Below are 16,610 nucleotides of genomic sequence, written 5' to 3' on the forward strand. Positions count from 1 at the left end.
TCGATGAAATTATTTATAAAATCGATTATCATCTGGCCGGAAGATCCCAATCACGATCCCCGAATTTTAACCTTTGACACGTCCCGTGTCTCTATCGTGTCCGGCTGGAGCAGCACGGGCAAATCGTCCATCGTTGACATCATCAACTACGTGCTCGGCTCTGGTAACTGCTCCATCCCAGTTGGCGTTATCCGTGATCTCTCATCATGGTACGGACTCGAAATCGAAACTGATGCGGGACGGATGCGGATTGCAAGACCGAAGCCAGCTGCGCGACAAGTCTCGGACGACATCTGGCTACAACAAGGCAGCGACACAGAAGCCCCCCTTCCCCGGCGCCCGACACCGACGACCAATGTCACAAGGCTGAAGGCGATGCTCGATGCATTGTCCGGGCTATCAAATCTTAGTGTCGTTCCAGAAGGCGCGCAGGATCGGGCAAGCTTTCGAGACATGGCTTCATTCAATCTTTTACCACAACACATCGTCGCGAACCCCTATACACTCTTCTTCAAGGCTGACTCCACCGATCACCGCAACAAGCTACAGCACATCCTGCCGCTCGCCATGGGCATCATTACCAACGAAGATTTGGTCCGAGCCCACAGAATTCGGCTTCTTCGCGATGAACTACGCCGCATAGAGACCGAGCTACGTGGAAGGCGCACTGCGATCGACAATTGGCGTGCGACCGCACATGGAGCATTCTTTCGCGCTCAAGAGCTCAGCCTTCTGCCCGCTGGCGAGCCACCGAGCAACCTCACCGCGTTGATTGAACTCTTGCAGAATGTCGTAAATGCTGGTGGGCGTACCGTCGCAACGGCTGGCCGGGTCACGGCGGCTGTCACGCGTCTTGATGAGATCAGAAACAGAGAGCAGCAGCTTGATGCGAAAATCGGCTCCGACCGCCGGCGCCTCCGTAAGCTTCGGAGCCTTTCCCGGTCTGTAGGGGATTATGCGGAGATCCTACAGGAGCAATCGGCAAGTGTCATAGGTATAGGATGGTTTAAGGCACGAACGCATTCTGACAATTGCATCCTCTGTGGCTCAAGCACGGAGGCTGCCAAGCAGGCGCTTGCGGAGCTCGATGAGCCCATCGCCGAACTCGCAGCCCTATCAACGGGCACGGCATCGGCGCGCCCGATGGTTGATCGCGACATCGTCACCATCCAAGAAGAGCTGCTCAAGGATGAGCGTGAACTCCTTTCCCTGCGCCAAACGAGAGCCGCATTTGAAGCGGAGGTCGACCGAGAGGAGGGCAAAAGCCAGAGCCTCGAAAACGTCTATCGCTTCATTGGCTCGACAGAGCAAGCTTTGAGGCTACTAGGTGAGGTCGAGGGCGAAGGTGGTCTGACTAGCCGGGCAGAAGCCTTGCGGAAGGACATTCGTGTGCTAGACCAACAGTCGAATCTCGAAGAACGAGAGAGCCGTTCAGCCCGCATCCATAACCAGATTTCAAACTACATCCCGAAGTTCATTGCGGCTCTCGGTGTCGCTGGCGCCGAGGGCAAACCAGTCCTCGACGAGAGGGAACTCAATCTTCGCTTCGAGCGAGAGGGAGCAAATAGACCAGATTTTCTCTGGGAGATTGGTAGCGGTGAAAACTGGATGGGTTATCATTTGGCCGCACTGCTGGCCCTTCACGGAGTTTTCCTGAGCCGAGGATCCAACAATCCAGTGCCTTCATTCTTGGTGATCGACCAACCGAGCCAAGTCTACTTTCCAAGCGATACGTTCGACAGTTTCGTCGAGGGAAAAGATGTGGAGACTGGGCCTCATTCCACCTCGCGGCGTCGCCATCTAACGGACATTGAAAGCACGATCAGAATTTTCTCGAGCCTTGCCAGAGCACACTCAAGACTCGAAGGTCGGCTTCAGATCATCGTCCTCGATCATGCCGATCATCACGCCTGGGGTAAGGTGGAAGGCGTCATTGGAGCCGCAAACTGGCGCGATGATGAGGATTTTCTTATTCCTGCAGCCTGGATACCTGATGGCTCCAAGGATGCGCGAGAATGACCACCCTGGTGCTTGCGATACATCGTTTGGCTGTGGGCTGCCTGTCGGGAAGAGCAGAGCAATTTAACGTTCAAACGATGATAAAAATGTGAAGGGTTAACCTGTGGCCTCGCTGCGACCATCTGATTTTAATCAACGAGAAAGGGCCGACGGCGGTCCATTTCTCCACATCTACGTTCCTGGCGAGGAAGCAAACTTCGTTGAAGTCTATATCAGCGATTCCGATGACCCGAGCGGCGGCGGTGACAGTCGTCTTCTCCTTCGTATATTCCCGGATGCGCTGTTCGTGCACCCAATTCACGTCGGGCAAGGCAGCAAAAACTACCTGGAGCCAAAATACGGATCTCTCACCGAAGTAGTCATCCCACGCTCTACACTTGCGCCCTATAAGCTTCCACAAACGGTCGACGACGTGGACGAGCTTCTTTCTTCCCTTCCGAAGGGTTTTGAAACGAACTGGCGACTTGGTCTTGGGCTGCTCTACGAATACCGTTTGATTTGCCGGTCGGTCGCGAGCATCCCGGGGGTCAATACGTTGCTCTACCTTCCTCCATACAGTCCAGACTTCAACCCCATCGAGAAGGCCTTTGCGAAGCTTAAGGCCGTCTTGCGCGCCAAAGCTGAGCGAACGGTCGAGGGTTTATGGAATACCGTCGGCCAGATCGTCACGCTGTTCGAACCACAAGAATGCGCAAACTACTTTAAGTCATGCGGATATGACCCCGAGTAAAGCGGACGTGCTCTAGAGCATTTCCGGTGAACTCGGGATCATTCTGACGGAGCGATTTTGTGACGAGAGCAAGCCGAGACACGACGGGCATATCCCTTGATACGATCGAGTGGCTCGGCGCCGATATCGGTGCAAAAGCGCCCGTCCCGTTGGGTTTCCGACTGGCGGACGCCCGACGGCGAACCGGTCTCGCCCGATGCGGGAGCATCGAACTTCCCCCGTTTCACCGCCGGATCGTACGCGCCAGTCGTGAAACAGAATTGACCCCGAATTCACCGGAAGTGCTCTAGAATGTGAGAGCGGCGGTGCAAAATTAGTCCCCGGAAGCGGCGGGATAGTCCGATTTTCAATCTGAGATGACGCCCCGTCGAGAGCTGGTCGCGGTCTCGGCATGCCTGTTGGAAAATTCTGTGGCTGCATGAAGAAACATGTCAAGAAGATCATTCCGCTCGCCGGCAAGGGCGAAAACCACCTCGTCCACCGGCGTCGCCATGTCCGGGACTGGGATCCTGCGGACTGAGTCGGTCCGGAATGTCCCGAAACGCCACATGAAGCCGACGCCGATCCCAAGGGCGACGGCCTCGTAAACCGCGTCGCGGGTATCGGCAACCAGACGCGGTGTCGGCTCGAAGCCTGCCTGCCTAAAGGCACGGTCAACGACCTTTTGGGTCGAAGACCCGCGCGGCCGAAAGATCAACGGTGTTCTCATTAAATGGGGCAGCGAAAAAAAACCTTCCGGCGGTTCGGGAAAATCGGCAGAGGCGATCGCCACGACCTCTTGTGACAGAATGGAAACCCGCCGAAAGCGGCTGTCTGACGGCACATCGGGCAGAACCCCCACGTCAACGCGGCGCTGCAAAACCGCAGCCAGGATGCTCTGATGTGAACCGCTTTCCACTGAGACATTCAGATTGGAATGATTGGCGATCAGGTTGGCGACGATGGCGATCCCCGGCTTCGAGTTGCCGAGGCCAACCCGCAACTGACGGTTTCCATGCTCGTCGCGCCGCCCGAGGATGAGCAGCGCGTCGCGCTCGGCTTCGTGCATTCTGACGCCGACGTCGCACAGTTCCGTGCAAATCGGGGTCGGATACAACGCGCCATTGCGCCGCTGGAAAAGGGACACTGCATACGTTGCCTCAATTTCGCGGATCTGCTGGGCCACCGCCGAATGCGAAATCCCGAGGCGCCGCGCTGCTGCGGCAAAGGTGCCCTCATCGGCCACGGCGTTCAGGGCGCGCAGGCGGGACAGGGACAGGTTCTGCGTCGTGCGTGCAGGTATAGGTTTCATGGGGTGAAGGCTTAGCCCGCATCTGTAACAGGCGTGTCACAGTTCAGGTGCTTTGTGCCTCCATCGCGTCGCAGCACCTGCGCCGCCAAACAACAAGACGCCGCATCGTTTCCAGACCCGGGGCACACGCTTTCGGGAAGGATGTAGCTGTGCCGCCGGGATAAATGAATGTCGCACGCCATTGAAATTAAGGACTTTCTCTCGACGAGCCTGGCGGGTTGCGCCGCTGTTCTGTCTGATCTTGACGGGTGCCTTATCTCGGGCGAGACCGTTCTAAGCGCTGTGCCAGAGCTGTTTGAACGGTTCGGGGACATGCTGTGGATCGTGTCCAATAATTCGACCGATACCGCGGTCAGCCTGTCTGCGCGCCTGGCCGGCATGGGGCTGACCATCGCACCGGGGCGGATTTTCCTGGCCGGCGAACAAACCCTGCTCCGGATTGCCGCAGAGCAACCGGGCGCGCGGATTGCGCTTTATGCAGCGCCACCGTTGCAGGATCTGGCGCGTGAACTTGGCCTGATCGCGGACCGCAAGCACCCCGAGGTGGCCGTCCTTGCCCGCGATCCGGGTTTTGCCTTCCGTGATCTGCGCGAACTGACAGCGCATCTGCATCGCGGCCTGCCGATCTGGGTGACCAACGGCGACGCCAGCCACCCCGGCCCGGATGGCACACCCGAGCCCGAGACGGGCGCGCTGTTTGCCGCACTGACCTCTGCGGTGCCCGGCATCGTGTGCCGCCAGCTGGGCAAGCCCGAGCCCTATCTGCTGGACCTTGCGCTGGCCGCGGCCGGCGTGCGCCCGGATCAGGCGATTTTCCTGGGAGACACGGAAGGAACCGATGGTGGGGCGGCAGATGCCTCGGGGGTGCCCTTTGTGCTGATCGCCCGGCCGCAGCCTGTGTCGCAAAGTTTATTGCAGTCCGTATCGCGGGGGATGGCGTGATGCTGCGATACACAGCGTTGACCCTGTTGCGCATGGTTGTCACGTTCTTCGTGATCGTGACGCTGGTGTTCTTTGCCACCCGTCTTTCGGGCAACCCGATCGATTTTGTGATCGGTCAGGGGATCACCAAGGAAGATCGGGTTCTGCTGATCCGGTATTACGGACTCGATGGGTCAGTCTGGACGCAATACCTATCCTACCTGCGCGCCTTTACCGACGGGCAGTTCGGCCTGTCGTTTCTGGAACGCCGCCCGGTGGCCGAGATTGTGGCAGAGCGGATTTGGCCCTCGACGCAACTGCTGCTGACCTCGATTGCGTTGACCATGGCAGTGTCGATCCCGGCGGGTATTCTGGCCGCGATCTATCGCAAGGGCTGGGTGGGGTCTGCGGTGATGACCGTGGCATTTCTGGGCTATGCGGTGCCCAACTTCGTGCTCGCGACGTTCATGGTGCTGGTCTTTTCCTATGTGCTGAATTGGCTGCCTGTAGTGGGCAATGGCACGGCGAGGCATTTCATCATGCCAACGCTGGCGCTGTCGGCCGTACTGATTGCCGCGCTGACCCGGTTTACCCGCAACGCCATGCTCGATGTGCTGGAGCAGGACTATATGCGCACTGCGCGGGCCAAGGGCCTTCCCGAACGGTTGGTGATCCTGAAACACGGGTTGCGAAATGCCTCGATCACCGTGCTGTCGGTGCTGGGGTTGCAGGTTGCGGCGCTGGCGGCGGCAGGGTCGGTGGTGGTGGAGTCGATCTTCGCGTGGCCGGGCATCGGTGACATGCTGGTGCGCGCGGCGCTGACGCGTGACTATCCGGTGCTGCAATTCGGCGTGCTGACCGTGGCGATCGCGGTAATCACGATCAACACCGCCGTGGATCTGGCCTATGCTTGGGCCGACCCGCGGTTGCGCCAGACCGGGCGGGCATAGATATGGCCGTGATCGAAACCCCGCGCGGTCCTGAATGGATCATGGCGTTGCGTCACTTGTGGGCCGATGCAACCCCGGTCCAGCGGTTTGCTCTGATCCTTGGGTTGATGCTGGTGCTGCTGGCCGTGGCAACTCCGCTGCTCGCCCCGTTTGATCCCGACGGCCAAAGCCTGCTGTCGCGTCTGCGCCCGCCGCTGGGGTTCGAGCGGTCAAAGGCCGAGTATCTGCTGGGCACCGACGAGTTGGGGCGAGATCTGCTGTCGCGCTGCCTATACGGGCTGCGGCTGACGCTGACGCTGGCGGCGCTTGGGTCGGTGATCGGGCTTTGCATAGGCGGCACTCTGGGCGTGTTGGCCGGGGTGGCCGGTGGGCGGACAGAGACCGCGATCATGGCTGCGGTTGACACACAGATCGCGGTGCCCTTCACCCTGATCGCGTTGTTCCTGCTGACCATTCTTGGCAACTCGATCGAAGTGATGGTCTTTGTCCTCTCGCTTGATGGATGGGAAAAATACGCCCGCATCCTGCGCGGCGAGACACGCCGCCTGATGAAGATGCCGTTCATCGAGGCTGCACGTGCCGCCGGGGCCACGCCGTTGCGCATCGCGCGGCGCCACCTGCTGCCGAACCTGGCGTCACCAATCGTCGTACAGTTCACCCTGTCGTTTTCCAACATCATCCTTCTGGAAAGCTCGCTGTCCTTCCTCGGCCTTGGCGTGCAGCCCCCGACTGCGACCCTTGGCGCGATGGTGGGGGCGGGGCGCGACTACATGCCCACGCAGCCGTGGATCGTGATCGCCCCGGCGGTGCTGATCCTGATTGTCACCTTTGCCGTCCAGACCCTTGGCGACTGGCTGCGCGACCGCGCCGATGTGCGCTTGCGTCCCCGCTAAGCCCGAACAACCAGACGGGCCGGCAAGGCCCGCATCATCTCGTCCCTTGAACCCATGGAGATTGCCACATGAACCGCTTGCTGACTGCCACCGCCCTGACGGCCCTGCTGGTCGCCCCGGCCTTTGCCACCGACCTGACCGTCGCGGCCGCCAACGTATCCAGCTACCTGGATCCCGGCCGCGACCATTCCAACGTCGGATCGCAATTCTATTTCAACACTTTCGATCCCTTGATCCATAAGGATTATTCCACCGCCGAGGCAAAGTGGATGCCCGGCCTTGCGACCGGATGGAAGCTGATCGACGACACCACGATGGAGCTGACGCTGCGCCAGGGCGTGACCTTCCAGAACGGCGAGGCGATGACGGCGGACGATGTCGTGTTCTCACTGAACCGGATGTATCAGGCAACCTTCGCCCCCTATCAGGTCCGCTCGCGCGACCGCCTGGATAACTTTTCCGGCGCCGAAAAAGTTGATGAGTACACCGTCCGTATCAAGACCAAACGGGCAGAACCGCTGTGGGAAACCCTGCTGAACCTGCAACAGGTCTTCATCATCCCCGAGGACTATACCAAGGGCCTGACCGGCGATCCGAAGGTGGCCGAGGACAGCGACTACGAGGCGTTCTCATTGGCCCCCGTCGGCACCGGCCCTTACACGGTGTCGGAATTCGTGCCGGGGCAGAAAATCGTCTGGACCCGGTTTGACGGCTTCTGGGGCGACAAGGCCCCGCTGGACACCGTGACCGTCACCCGCGTGCCGGAAATCGCCAGCCGCCTGACCGCGCTGAAAACCGGCGAAGTGGACATGATCACCAACGTCGCCCCCGACCAACTGGCGCTGATCGAGTCCGAGCCTGGTATGCACGCCGTCGGTAGCGCCACCGCGCTGTTCCACGTGATGATCATGAACATGAACCACCCCAAGCTGAAGGACGCCCGCATCCGTCAGGCGATGTCGCTGGCCATCGACCGCGACGCCCTGAACGAGGCTTTGTGGCTGGGCAAGGCCGTGGTGCCCTCGACCCACACAATGGAAGAGTTCGGCGCGCTCTACATGCCCGAGCTCCAGACCTTCGGCTACGATCCCGAAAAAGCCAAAGCCCTGCTGGCCGAGGCCGGCTATGACGGCTTCGAGATCACCTTCGACACCGCGCCGGGCTATTATACCAATGGCCTGCTGGCCGCGCAGGCGATTCAGGAAATGTGGGCCGCCGTCGGTATCAAGGGCCGGATCAACGTGGACGAGAAATGGTCCGGCAACAGCCCCGACATGATGGCGCGGAACTGGTCGAACCCGATGTATTTCGCCGACCCCTTTGGCAGCTTTGGGGTGATGTGGGCGCCGGGTGGGCCGTCTGAATCCGAAGGTCGGTTCAACACAGATGAGGCTTACAAGGCCTCGTGGGACCGGTTCCGCTATTCTTCGGATATCGAAACCCGCCGCGCCGCCTATGCCGAGCTAATGGACCGGATCCAGAAGGATCCGCCGGTTCTGCCGCTGTATCGCCCTTACGAATCCTGGGCGATGCGCACCGGCGTGACCTGGGTGCCGCAGGCCGGCCACATTCCCTACGTCCTCGATTTCCGTGCAGGCTCGATCACCGTCGAGTGATCAGCCCCTTTGCCCGCCGGGATCAACCCGGCGGGCGCCCCTTTTCCCGGAGCCCAAGACATGACCCTGCGCCTTGCGATCATCGCCGATATCCACCACGGCACCCCCTCGACCACCAAACGGGGTGACGCCGCCCTAAGCTTGATGGATGAGTTTGCCCGTTTTGCCACCGATGCCGGTGCAACCCATGTGATCGACCTTGGCGACCGGATTTCCGACGTCGATCACGCGACCGATCTGCGGCTGGAGGCAGAGGTGGCCGATGCCTTTCGCGCTGTGGTCGCACCGATCTGGCACATCTGCGGCAACCACGACCGCGATCACCTGAGCGTCGCCGAGAACGAGGCTATCCTGGGCCAGAGTCTGGGACATGAAACCCATGATATCGAAGGCTGGCGGCTGGTGATCTGGCGAGCCGATGCCAAGATCCACCGTACCCCCGAGCGTTCCGGCTTCATCCTGCGCGAGGCGGATCTTCTGTGGCTGTCGCGGGTGGCCCAGAACGCCGACCGGCCGCTGCTGATCCTTAGCCATGTGCCGATCTCGGGCCATGCCCAGACCGGCAACTACTATTTCCAGAACAACCCGGCCTCGTCGGTCTATCCGATGGCAGACCGGGCCCGCGCCGCCCTGGCGCAGGCCCGCGTGCCGGTGGTGTGCCTGTCGGGGCATGTGCATTGGAATACCGTCACCACGGTCGATGGCATCACCCACCTCACCCAGCAATCCCTGACCGAAAGCTTCACCACCCAGGGCGCGCCTTGCGGGGCGATGGGGATCATCGAGCTGGGCGACACGCTGTCCTGGCGTGTCGAGGGGGCCGATCCTTTCGCCTTTGCCTTCCGTCCGACCGCCACGCGCTGGACGCCGCCCTTGCCTGATTTCGCCACTCATCCCGAACTGCGGATGCGTCGCCAGACGGCGGAATAGACCGATGACCGATCTGCTGCGCGTCGAAAATCTGCACTTGGCGTTCGGGTCGCATCCCGCAGTGCGCGATTTGTCCTTTGCGGTGGACCGGGGCGAGACGCTGGCGCTGGTGGGCGAAAGCGGATCGGGCAAATCGGCAACGGCGCTGGCGATCCTGCGGCTGATCGAGCGTGAAGGCGGGGCGATCGCGGCTGGGAAAATCTGGCTTGGCGACACCGAACTGACGGCGCTGGACGAACCTGCGTTGCGCGGCATCCGGGGTAATCGGGTCGCGATGGTGTTTCAGGAACCGATGACGGCGCTGAACCCGGTGATCAGCCTGGGCGAACAGGTGATGGAGGTGTTGCGCCAGCATCAGCATCTGTCGGAACCGCAGGCAAAGGCGGCGGCGATCGAGGCCCTCGCGCGGGTCAAGATCCCCGACCCGGCCCGGCGGCTGCGCCAGTTTCCGCATGAACTCTCGGGCGGTTTGCGCCAGCGCGTGATGATCGCCATGGCATTGGCTTGCCAACCCGATCTGCTGATCTGCGACGAGCCGACGACGGCGCTGGACGTAACCACGCAAGCCGAGATTCTGGCGCTGATCAAGTCGTTGCAGGCCGATCTGGGGATGGGGGTGCTGTTCATCACCCATGACATGGGCGTTGTGGCCGAAATCGCCGACCGCGTGATCGTGTTGCGCCAGGGGGTCTGCGAGGAACAGGGCCCGGTCGCGAGGATCTTTGCCGAACCCGCCGCCGCCTATACCCGCCTTCTGATGGCGGCGACGCCCAAGCTGGGCAGCGGCGCGCCCCGGCCGCTGCGCGATCCTACCCCGGTGCTGCGGGCCGAAAACCTCAGCGTGCGCTTCCCGGTGCGGCGCGGTGTGCTGTCCGGTGGCGCTTTGGACTACCATGCGGTCAGCCGGGTTTCGCTGACCATAGGGCGCGGCGAAACCTTGGGTTTGGTGGGCGAGTCCGGTTGCGGCAAGTCTACCCTCGCGCGCGCCGTGCTGCGCCTGATCGAACCCGATAGGGGCCACATCACGATCGCAGATCGCGAGATCACCGGCCTTTCCCCCTTGCAGCTGCGCCATGAACGCCAACACGCCCAGATCATCTTTCAAGACCCCTATGCCAGCCTGAACCCGCGTCTGCCCGTGCTGGACTTGATCACCGAACCTGCATTGATCCATGGCCGGGTGACGCAGGGCGGTCGCCGCCAGCTGGCCTGTGCGCTGTTGGCCAAGGTCGGGCTGGAACCCGAAGCGGCCGACCGCTTTGCCCATCAGTTCTCGGGCGGGCAGCGCCAGCGGCTGTGCATCGCGCGGGCGCTGTCGGTTCAGCCCAGCCTGATCGTTGCGGATGAGGCGGTGTCGGCGCTCGATGTGTCGATCGCGCGGCAGATCACCGATCTGATGGCCCAGTTGCAGCGCGACGAGGGGCTGTCGTTTCTGTTCATCAGCCACGACATCGCGGTCGTGGAACGGGTCAGCCATCGGATCGCAGTGATGTTTGCCGGCCAGATCGTCGAGACCGGGCCAACCGACCTTGTGTTACGCACCCCTCGGCACCCCTACACGCGCAGGCTGTTGTCCGCCGTGCCAGTGCCAGACCCGGCCCGGCGAGGGCGTCCGCGCCCGGCCAGCCTGTCCATAGCTCCCCCCAACCTGGTCTTTCCCGTCGGCCACCAGCCCGCCCACATGCCACTGGTGGAAGTGTCGCCCGGACATTTCGTAGCCGAAACCGCCCATGGGGTGCCGCTGCCCCCAACCGATATGACCCCGCCCCCCCCAGATACCGCGCCTGTCCGCGCGGCGTCGCCGCGGATGGAGACCCAGACATGAACATACAGCCCCCCGCCCACCTGCGCGATACCACTTAGGACACACCGGCACAGGCTGCAGACACCAGCTTCCTGCAGCTGCAAGACCTGCCTGTAGCCTTTGACGGAACGCCAGCTGTCCAAGGCATTTCGCTGTCGGTGGCCAAGGGTGAGGCGCTGGGGCTGGTCGGGGAAAGCGGCTCTGGCAAGTCGGTGACCTGGCTTGCGGCGCTGGATGCTTGCAGGCGGGGTGAGCGTAGGGGAGGCGGTCGCTGTGGAAGGGGCAGGATCTGCTGATCCTGCCCGAGGCGCAGATGGCGCGGATCCGGGGCGGGCAGACCGCGATGATCTTTCAGGATCCCGCCTCGGCCCTGAACCCGTTGATGTCGATCCACAGGCAGATGGCCGAGGCATTGACGCTGCATCAGGGGCTGCCGGGCCGGGCGATCCGGGCCGAGGCGCTGCGGCTGATGGATCAGGTCGGCATCCCCGATGCTGGGGCTTGTCCCGAGGATCCTGGCACAAGCGCTCCCCGGCACTGAACGAATGCTCGTGTCGACATGCCGTCCTGGCTCTCTGCATGCAACGCCCTCGGCATGGATCCTTGGATCAGGCCATTGTTGCAATCCTTTCTCCGTTAATGCCGGAGGCATGTCCCCGACATGGCTCCCGGGGGCGCGTGAGCGCGCGGGGATTGAGGGGGCAAATGCCAGCGAGCACGGCCGGGCTGCCAGGTGAGCGGGGCGGTTCGGAACAGCTGAACTGTAATTGCCATCGTGCCGGCCTGCGAGCGGGCGGCCCTGCCATGCGCAGCCGGCGTTTGTGGGGAGCAAGGGGAAAAGTTTCCCTTGGCTCCCTACGGGTCGGCAAGGCTTGGCCGCAGCCCATCAGGGCAAAGCGAGCGAAGCTCTCCCGATGTTCATTGGAGAGTGCGGGATCATGACCAGGGAAAAGCTTGAAGCCGGTCGTTAAGAGAAAGAACGCAAAATAATTCTACGCACAGGGGGATTCGCTCGCCGCAAAATTCAAGTATTCTTACGCCGGTGCCCTCTGTTTCCGCCGCACGATCTGCGATCGAATGCACGACGGAGCGATAAGGCACGATGGACTACGCTTGAGGTCGCTGTCATGCCCGCGATTTCGCATTCAAATCCGCCGGTTGCCGGCCCAGTCTTTGCCCGGAGCGGAATGGTCCGTTCATGGGCGAGGACGGTGTTGTGGCAAAGCGGAAAGGGACAGCGGCAAATAGCGTCCGGGTCATTCTCGCGCCCGCTGACGACATGCAGGTCTACGACCCGTCAAAGCCCGATCCCCGCCTCCGGCAACTTGTTCGCTTGCTTGCGCGACAGGCAGCCCGTAAATTCGTCGAAGCCGAACAGGAGCGCGCCACCCGCGAACGCCTCCTCAAATAGGGAGGTCATCTCATGAAGGTTGCTCTCTACGCCCGCTATTCCTCCGACAATCAGCGCGATGCCTCGATCGAGGACCAGCTTCGCATTTGCCGCACGCGCGCCGAGCGTGAAGGCTGGACAGTCGTGGATAGCTATACCGACCGTGCGATCTCGGGCGCCTCTCTGATCCGGCCGGGCATCCAGGAACTGATCACCGATGGACTGAAGCGACGCTTCGACGTGATCCTGACAGAATCACTCGACCGCCTTTCGCGCGATCAGGAAGATATAGCCGGCCTCTACAAGCGCATGCGCTTTGCAGGCGTCAGCATCGTCACCCTATCCGAAGGTGAAGTTAGCGAATTGCATATCGGCCTAAAGGGCACGATGGGCGCCCTCTATCTCAAAGACCTTGCAGACAAGACGCGGCGTGGACTGCGCGGCCGCGTAGAAGAAGGCAAATCCGGCGGTGGCCTCTGCTACGGCTACGATGTCGTGCGCCACCTGGACACATCAGGGGAAACCAGCCGCGGCGAACGCACCATCAAAGAGCCGGAAGCCGATATCGTCCGGCGGATTTTTACCGAATATCTGGCTGGCAAGTCGTCGCGCACGATCGCCATGGTGCTGAACAGCGAAGGCGTGCCAGGTCCGCAAGGCAGCGAATGGGGACCATCCACCATTCACGGCAATCCGAAGCGCGGGACCGGCATTCTCAACAATGAATTATATATCGGGAAACTGGTCTGGAACCGCCTGCGATACCTGAAGGATCCGGACACGGGCAAGCGTGTTTCCCGTCTCAATCCGGAAACGGATTGGGTTATTCAGGACGTGCCGGATCTGCGCATCGTCGATCAGAACATGTGGGATGCTGTTAAGACGCGGCAGGACCAGATGGCGCTGGAGCCCGGAACCCAGCGAGGCGACAACCGTGTTCTCAATGAGCGACGGCGGCCAAAGCATCTGTTCACTGGCCTCATCAAATGCGGCTGCTGCGGTGGCGGTTATTCTATGATTTCGAAGGACATGCTCGGCTGCACCAATGCCCGGACCAAGGGGACTTGCGACAACCGGCTGAACATCCGCCGCGACACGCTCGAACGCTCCGTTCTGAACGGACTCGACAAGCATCTGATGGAACCGGATCTCTACAAGGAGTTTTGTGAGGAGTTCACGCGTGAAGTGAACAGAACACGAATGGAGGCTCGTGCCTCACTTGATTCATCAGCCGCCGAGATCAAACGGATCGACCGCGAGCTCGATACCCTTCTCGACCTTATTCTCAAGGGTGGTGCTGCCGACAGGATCAACGCGAAGATGGTGGCCCTCGAAGCCCGCCGGAAGGAACTGGCGAGCGTCCTCGACGGCGCTGAAGAACCACCTCCCCTGCTCCACCCCAATCTGGCAAAATATTATCATGAGGAGATCGCTGCACTTCACCACCAGCTTGGCAACGAGAATACGCGTGCACTGGCGGCCGACAAACTCCGCACGCTGGTCAGCCGCATTGATCTCGTGCCCGATGGTGCGGAACTGGTAATCGTGCTGCGCGGCGATCTTGCCGCAATCCTCACCTTCGCATCAGGAAAGAGGAAGCCCGAGTTTCTCAACGAGCGGGCAGTTCTTGAAGATCTCATGGGCCGCGCTGGCACGATTGAAGCCCAGAAACGCAAAAAGCCCCGTGATGGGGCTTTATTGGTATCGCAGGGATGGTTGGTTGCGGGGGCAGGATTTGAACCTGCGGCCTTCAGGTTATGAGCCTGACGAGCTACCGGGCTGCTCCACCCCGCGTTATTGGGTGTGTTTTGTCATGTCCGGGCTTTTTTGTGTCCGGGAGGTTTTGTTGTGAGAAGATTTTGTATTGCCTTTAGCAGACCTGGCAGCGACCTACTCTCCCGCGTCTTGAGACGAAGTACCATTGGCGCAGGGGCGTTTCACGGCCGTGTTCGGAATGGGAACGGGTGCAGCCGCCCCGCCATGACCACCAGGTCAGCTAAGGGCAATGTATCCGGCGCGGTTTGGCGCCGGAGATTGTTGAGAAGCTGGTGACTGAGGGCTTAGCCAGTAGGCAGTAGCCAATAGTCTTTTTTTTGAACACGTCTTTTGTTCGTTTCGCGTGGCACCAGCAGCCGGCAGAGCCGAGCCGCCGGTTGTCCGGCGCGCCGTCCGCAGCGAAGGCTCGAAGAGCCGCCAGCGTGAGGACAGAACGAAGGCATCATCGACGCGGCGTTAGCCGCGTTGATGAGCATTTACAATGGGAACGATGAAGTCGATCGGGCTATTAGTAAGGCTAAGCTTCATGCATTGCTGCACGTCCACACGCCTCCTATCAACGTGGTCGTCTTCCACGGCCCTGATAGGGAATACTCGTTTTCAGGTGGGTTTCCCGCTTAGATGCCTTCAGCGGTTATCCCTTCCATATATAGCTACCCTGCTATGCCGCTGGCGCGACAACAGGTCCACCAGAGATATGTCCATCCCGGTCCTCTCGTACTAGGGACAGATCCTGTCAATATTCCTACACCCACGGCAGATAGGGACCGAACTGTCTCACGACGTTCTGAACCCAGCTCACGTACCGCTTTAATTGGCGAACAGCCAAACCCTTGGGACCTGCTCCAGCCCCAGGATGCGATGAGCCGACATCGAGGTGCCAAACAACCCCGTCGATATGGACTCTTGGGGGTCATCAGCCTGTTATCCCCGGCGTACCTTTTATCCGTTGAGCGATGGCCCTTCCACGCGGGACCACCGGATCACTATGACCGACTTTCGTCTCTGCTCGACTTGTCAGTCTCGCAGTCAGGCGGGCTTATGCCATTGCACTCGACGAGCGATTTCCGACCGCTCTGAGCCCACCATCGCGCGCCTCCGTTACTCTTTCGGAGGCGACCGCCCCAGTCAAACTACCCACCATACACTGTCCCGGATCCGGATGACGGACCGCGGTTAGACATCCATGACGATAAGGGTGGTATTTCAAGGATGGCTCCACCGAGACTGGCGTCCCGGCTTCAAAGCCTACCACCTATCCTACACATGCCGACACGAATGCCAGTGTAAAGCTATAGTAAAGGTGCACGGGGTCTTTCCGTCTGACCGCAGGAACCCCGCATCTTCACGGGGAATTCAATTTCACTGAGTCTCTGCTGGAGACAGCGGGGAAGTCGTTACGCCATTCGTGCAGGTCGGAACTTACCCGACAAGGAATTTCGCTACCTTAGGACCGTTATAGTTACGGCCGCCGTTTACTGGGGCTTCGATTCAAAGCTTGCACCTCTCCTCTTAACCTTCCAGCACCGGGCAGGCGTCAGACCCTATACGTCGTCTTATGGACTTCGCAGAGCCCTGTGTTTTTGATAAACAGTCGCTACCCCCTGGTCTGTGCCACCCCAAGCTACTTGCGTAATTTGGGGTCACGCTTCTTCCGAAGTTACGCGTGCAATTTGCCGAGTTCCTTCAGCAGAGTTCTCTCAAGCGCCTTGGTATACTCTACCTGACCACCTGTGTCGGTTTCGGGTACGGTCTATAATGGTGGTGCTATTTCCTGGAACCATTTCCTCGCCCGTTCAATCCAATAAGAACGAACAAGTTACATGATCCGTCACATCCACCAGGCCCACGAATATTAACGTGGTTCCCATCGACTACGCGTGTCCGCCTCGTCTTAGGGGCCGGCTAACCCTGCTCAGATTAACTTTAAGCAGGAACCCTTGGTCTTTCGGCGAGGGGGTCTCTCACCCCCTTTATCGTTACTCATGTCAACATTCGCACTTCCGATACCTCCAGAGGCCCTCACGGGTCCTCCTTCACAGGCTTACGGAACGCTCCGCTACCACTCCTCAAAGAGGAATCCTCAGCTTCGGTGCATGGCTTTAGCCCCGTTACATTTTCGGCGCAAAGACCCTTATTTAGACCAGTGAGCTGTTACGCTTTCTTTAAATGATGGCTGCTTCTAAGCCAACATCCTGGTTGTTTTGGGATCCTCACATCCTTTCCCACTTAGCCATGACTTGGGGACCTTAGCTGGAGGTCAGGGTTGTTGCCCTCTTCACGACGGACG

Annotated in this window: 12 protein-coding genes, 1 tRNA gene, 2 rRNA genes and 2 pseudogenes (1 of these 17 only partly in view); 11 read left to right on the top strand and 6 right to left on the bottom strand. The window is 60.5% G+C overall.

The window, feature by feature from the left end:
• Nucleotides 1–3: 3 nt before the first annotated feature.
• Together OU993_RS07380 and OU993_RS07385 are read left to right on the top strand one after the other, a co-directional pair.
• Entirely contained in the window at nt 4–2,019 is a 2,016-nt protein-coding gene (locus tag OU993_RS07380) for a DUF3732 domain-containing protein (protein WP_268155806.1), read from the top strand.
• A gap of 535 nt (nt 2,020–2,554) precedes the next feature.
• Nucleotides 2,555–2,749, top strand: a pseudogene (locus OU993_RS07385) (transposase); the annotation flags it as partial.
• A gap of 346 nt (nt 2,750–3,095) precedes the next feature.
• Here OU993_RS07385 and OU993_RS07390 read toward each other — a convergent pair.
• Nucleotides 3,096–4,040, bottom strand: coding sequence for a LysR family transcriptional regulator (locus OU993_RS07390; RefSeq protein ID WP_268155807.1), 945 nt, complete (start codon nt 4,038–4,040; stop codon nt 3,096–3,098).
• A gap of 168 nt (nt 4,041–4,208) precedes the next feature.
• On the opposite strand from OU993_RS07390, the gene OU993_RS07395 reads away from it, so the two are divergent.
• The 8 genes from OU993_RS07395 (at nt 4,209) to OU993_RS07425 (ending at nt 11,695) form a co-directional block, all read left to right on the top strand.
• On the top strand, nt 4,209–4,982 hold the full coding sequence (locus OU993_RS07395) for an HAD family hydrolase (RefSeq protein WP_268155809.1): 774 nt from the start codon (nt 4,209–4,211) through the stop codon (nt 4,980–4,982).
• The gene (locus OU993_RS07400) at nt 4,982–5,911 is read left to right on the top strand and encodes an ABC transporter permease (protein WP_268155811.1); all 930 of its coding nucleotides are present in this window, start codon (nt 4,982–4,984) and stop codon (nt 5,909–5,911) included. The genes OU993_RS07395 and OU993_RS07400 overlap by 1 nt, the downstream gene beginning before the upstream one ends.
• 2 nt (nt 5,912–5,913) lie before the next feature.
• On the top strand, nt 5,914–6,804 hold the full coding sequence (locus OU993_RS07405; RefSeq protein ID WP_268155813.1) for an ABC transporter permease: 891 nt from the start codon (nt 5,914–5,916) through the stop codon (nt 6,802–6,804).
• 68 nt (nt 6,805–6,872) lie between these two features.
• A complete protein-coding gene (locus OU993_RS07410) occupies nt 6,873–8,420 on the top strand; it encodes an ABC transporter substrate-binding protein (protein ID WP_268155815.1) in 1,548 nt (515 codons plus the stop codon).
• A gap of 60 nt (nt 8,421–8,480) precedes the next feature.
• Nucleotides 8,481–9,350, top strand: a complete 870-nt coding sequence (locus tag OU993_RS07415; RefSeq protein WP_268155817.1) for a metallophosphoesterase family protein — start codon at nt 8,481–8,483, stop codon at nt 9,348–9,350.
• Nucleotides 9,351–9,354: 4 nt separating this feature from the next.
• Nucleotides 9,355–11,175, top strand: a complete 1,821-nt coding sequence (locus tag OU993_RS07420; RefSeq protein WP_268155819.1) for an ABC transporter ATP-binding protein — start codon at nt 9,355–9,357, stop codon at nt 11,173–11,175.
• A gap of 137 nt (nt 11,176–11,312) precedes the next feature.
• Nucleotides 11,313–11,450, top strand: coding sequence for a hypothetical protein (locus tag OU993_RS28850; protein ID WP_442792883.1), 138 nt, complete (start codon nt 11,313–11,315; stop codon nt 11,448–11,450).
• A 17-nt stretch (nt 11,451–11,467) separates the two neighbouring features.
• Nucleotides 11,468–11,695 carry a hypothetical protein gene (locus tag OU993_RS07425; protein WP_268155821.1) on the top strand — a complete coding sequence of 76 codons (228 nt, stop codon included), beginning with the start codon at nt 11,468–11,470 and terminating at the stop codon, nt 11,693–11,695.
• A 756-nt stretch (nt 11,696–12,451) separates the two neighbouring features.
• Here OU993_RS07425 and OU993_RS07430 read toward each other — a convergent pair.
• Nucleotides 12,452–12,574: a hypothetical protein gene (locus OU993_RS07430; RefSeq protein ID WP_268155822.1), complete on the bottom strand. Its 123-nt coding sequence runs from the start codon at nt 12,572–12,574 to the stop codon at nt 12,452–12,454.
• 3 nt (nt 12,575–12,577) lie between these two features.
• Between OU993_RS07430 and OU993_RS07435 the strand changes: the two are divergent.
• A pseudogene (locus OU993_RS07435) lies at nt 12,578–13,606 on the top strand (recombinase family protein); the annotation flags it as partial.
• Between the two features lie 165 nt (nt 13,607–13,771).
• On the opposite strand, the gene OU993_RS07440 reads toward OU993_RS07435, so the two are convergent.
• The 4 genes from OU993_RS07440 to OU993_RS07455 all read right to left on the bottom strand — a co-directional run.
• The gene (locus tag OU993_RS07440; protein WP_268155824.1) at nt 13,772–13,966 is read right to left on the bottom strand and encodes a hypothetical protein; all 195 of its coding nucleotides are present in this window, start codon (nt 13,964–13,966) and stop codon (nt 13,772–13,774) included.
• Between the two features lie 295 nt (nt 13,967–14,261).
• A tRNA-Met gene (locus tag OU993_RS07445) sits at nt 14,262–14,338 on the bottom strand.
• An 83-nt stretch (nt 14,339–14,421) separates the two neighbouring features.
• Nucleotides 14,422–14,536 (bottom strand): 5S ribosomal RNA (rrf, locus tag OU993_RS07450).
• 271 nt (nt 14,537–14,807) lie between these two features.
• Nucleotides 14,808–16,610 (bottom strand): 23S ribosomal RNA (locus OU993_RS07455); it runs 1,084 nt beyond the window's last position.

This window comes from Rhizobium sp. SL86, assembly GCF_026672545.1.
Lineage (GTDB): Bacteria > Pseudomonadota > Alphaproteobacteria > Rhizobiales > Rhizobiaceae > Neorhizobium.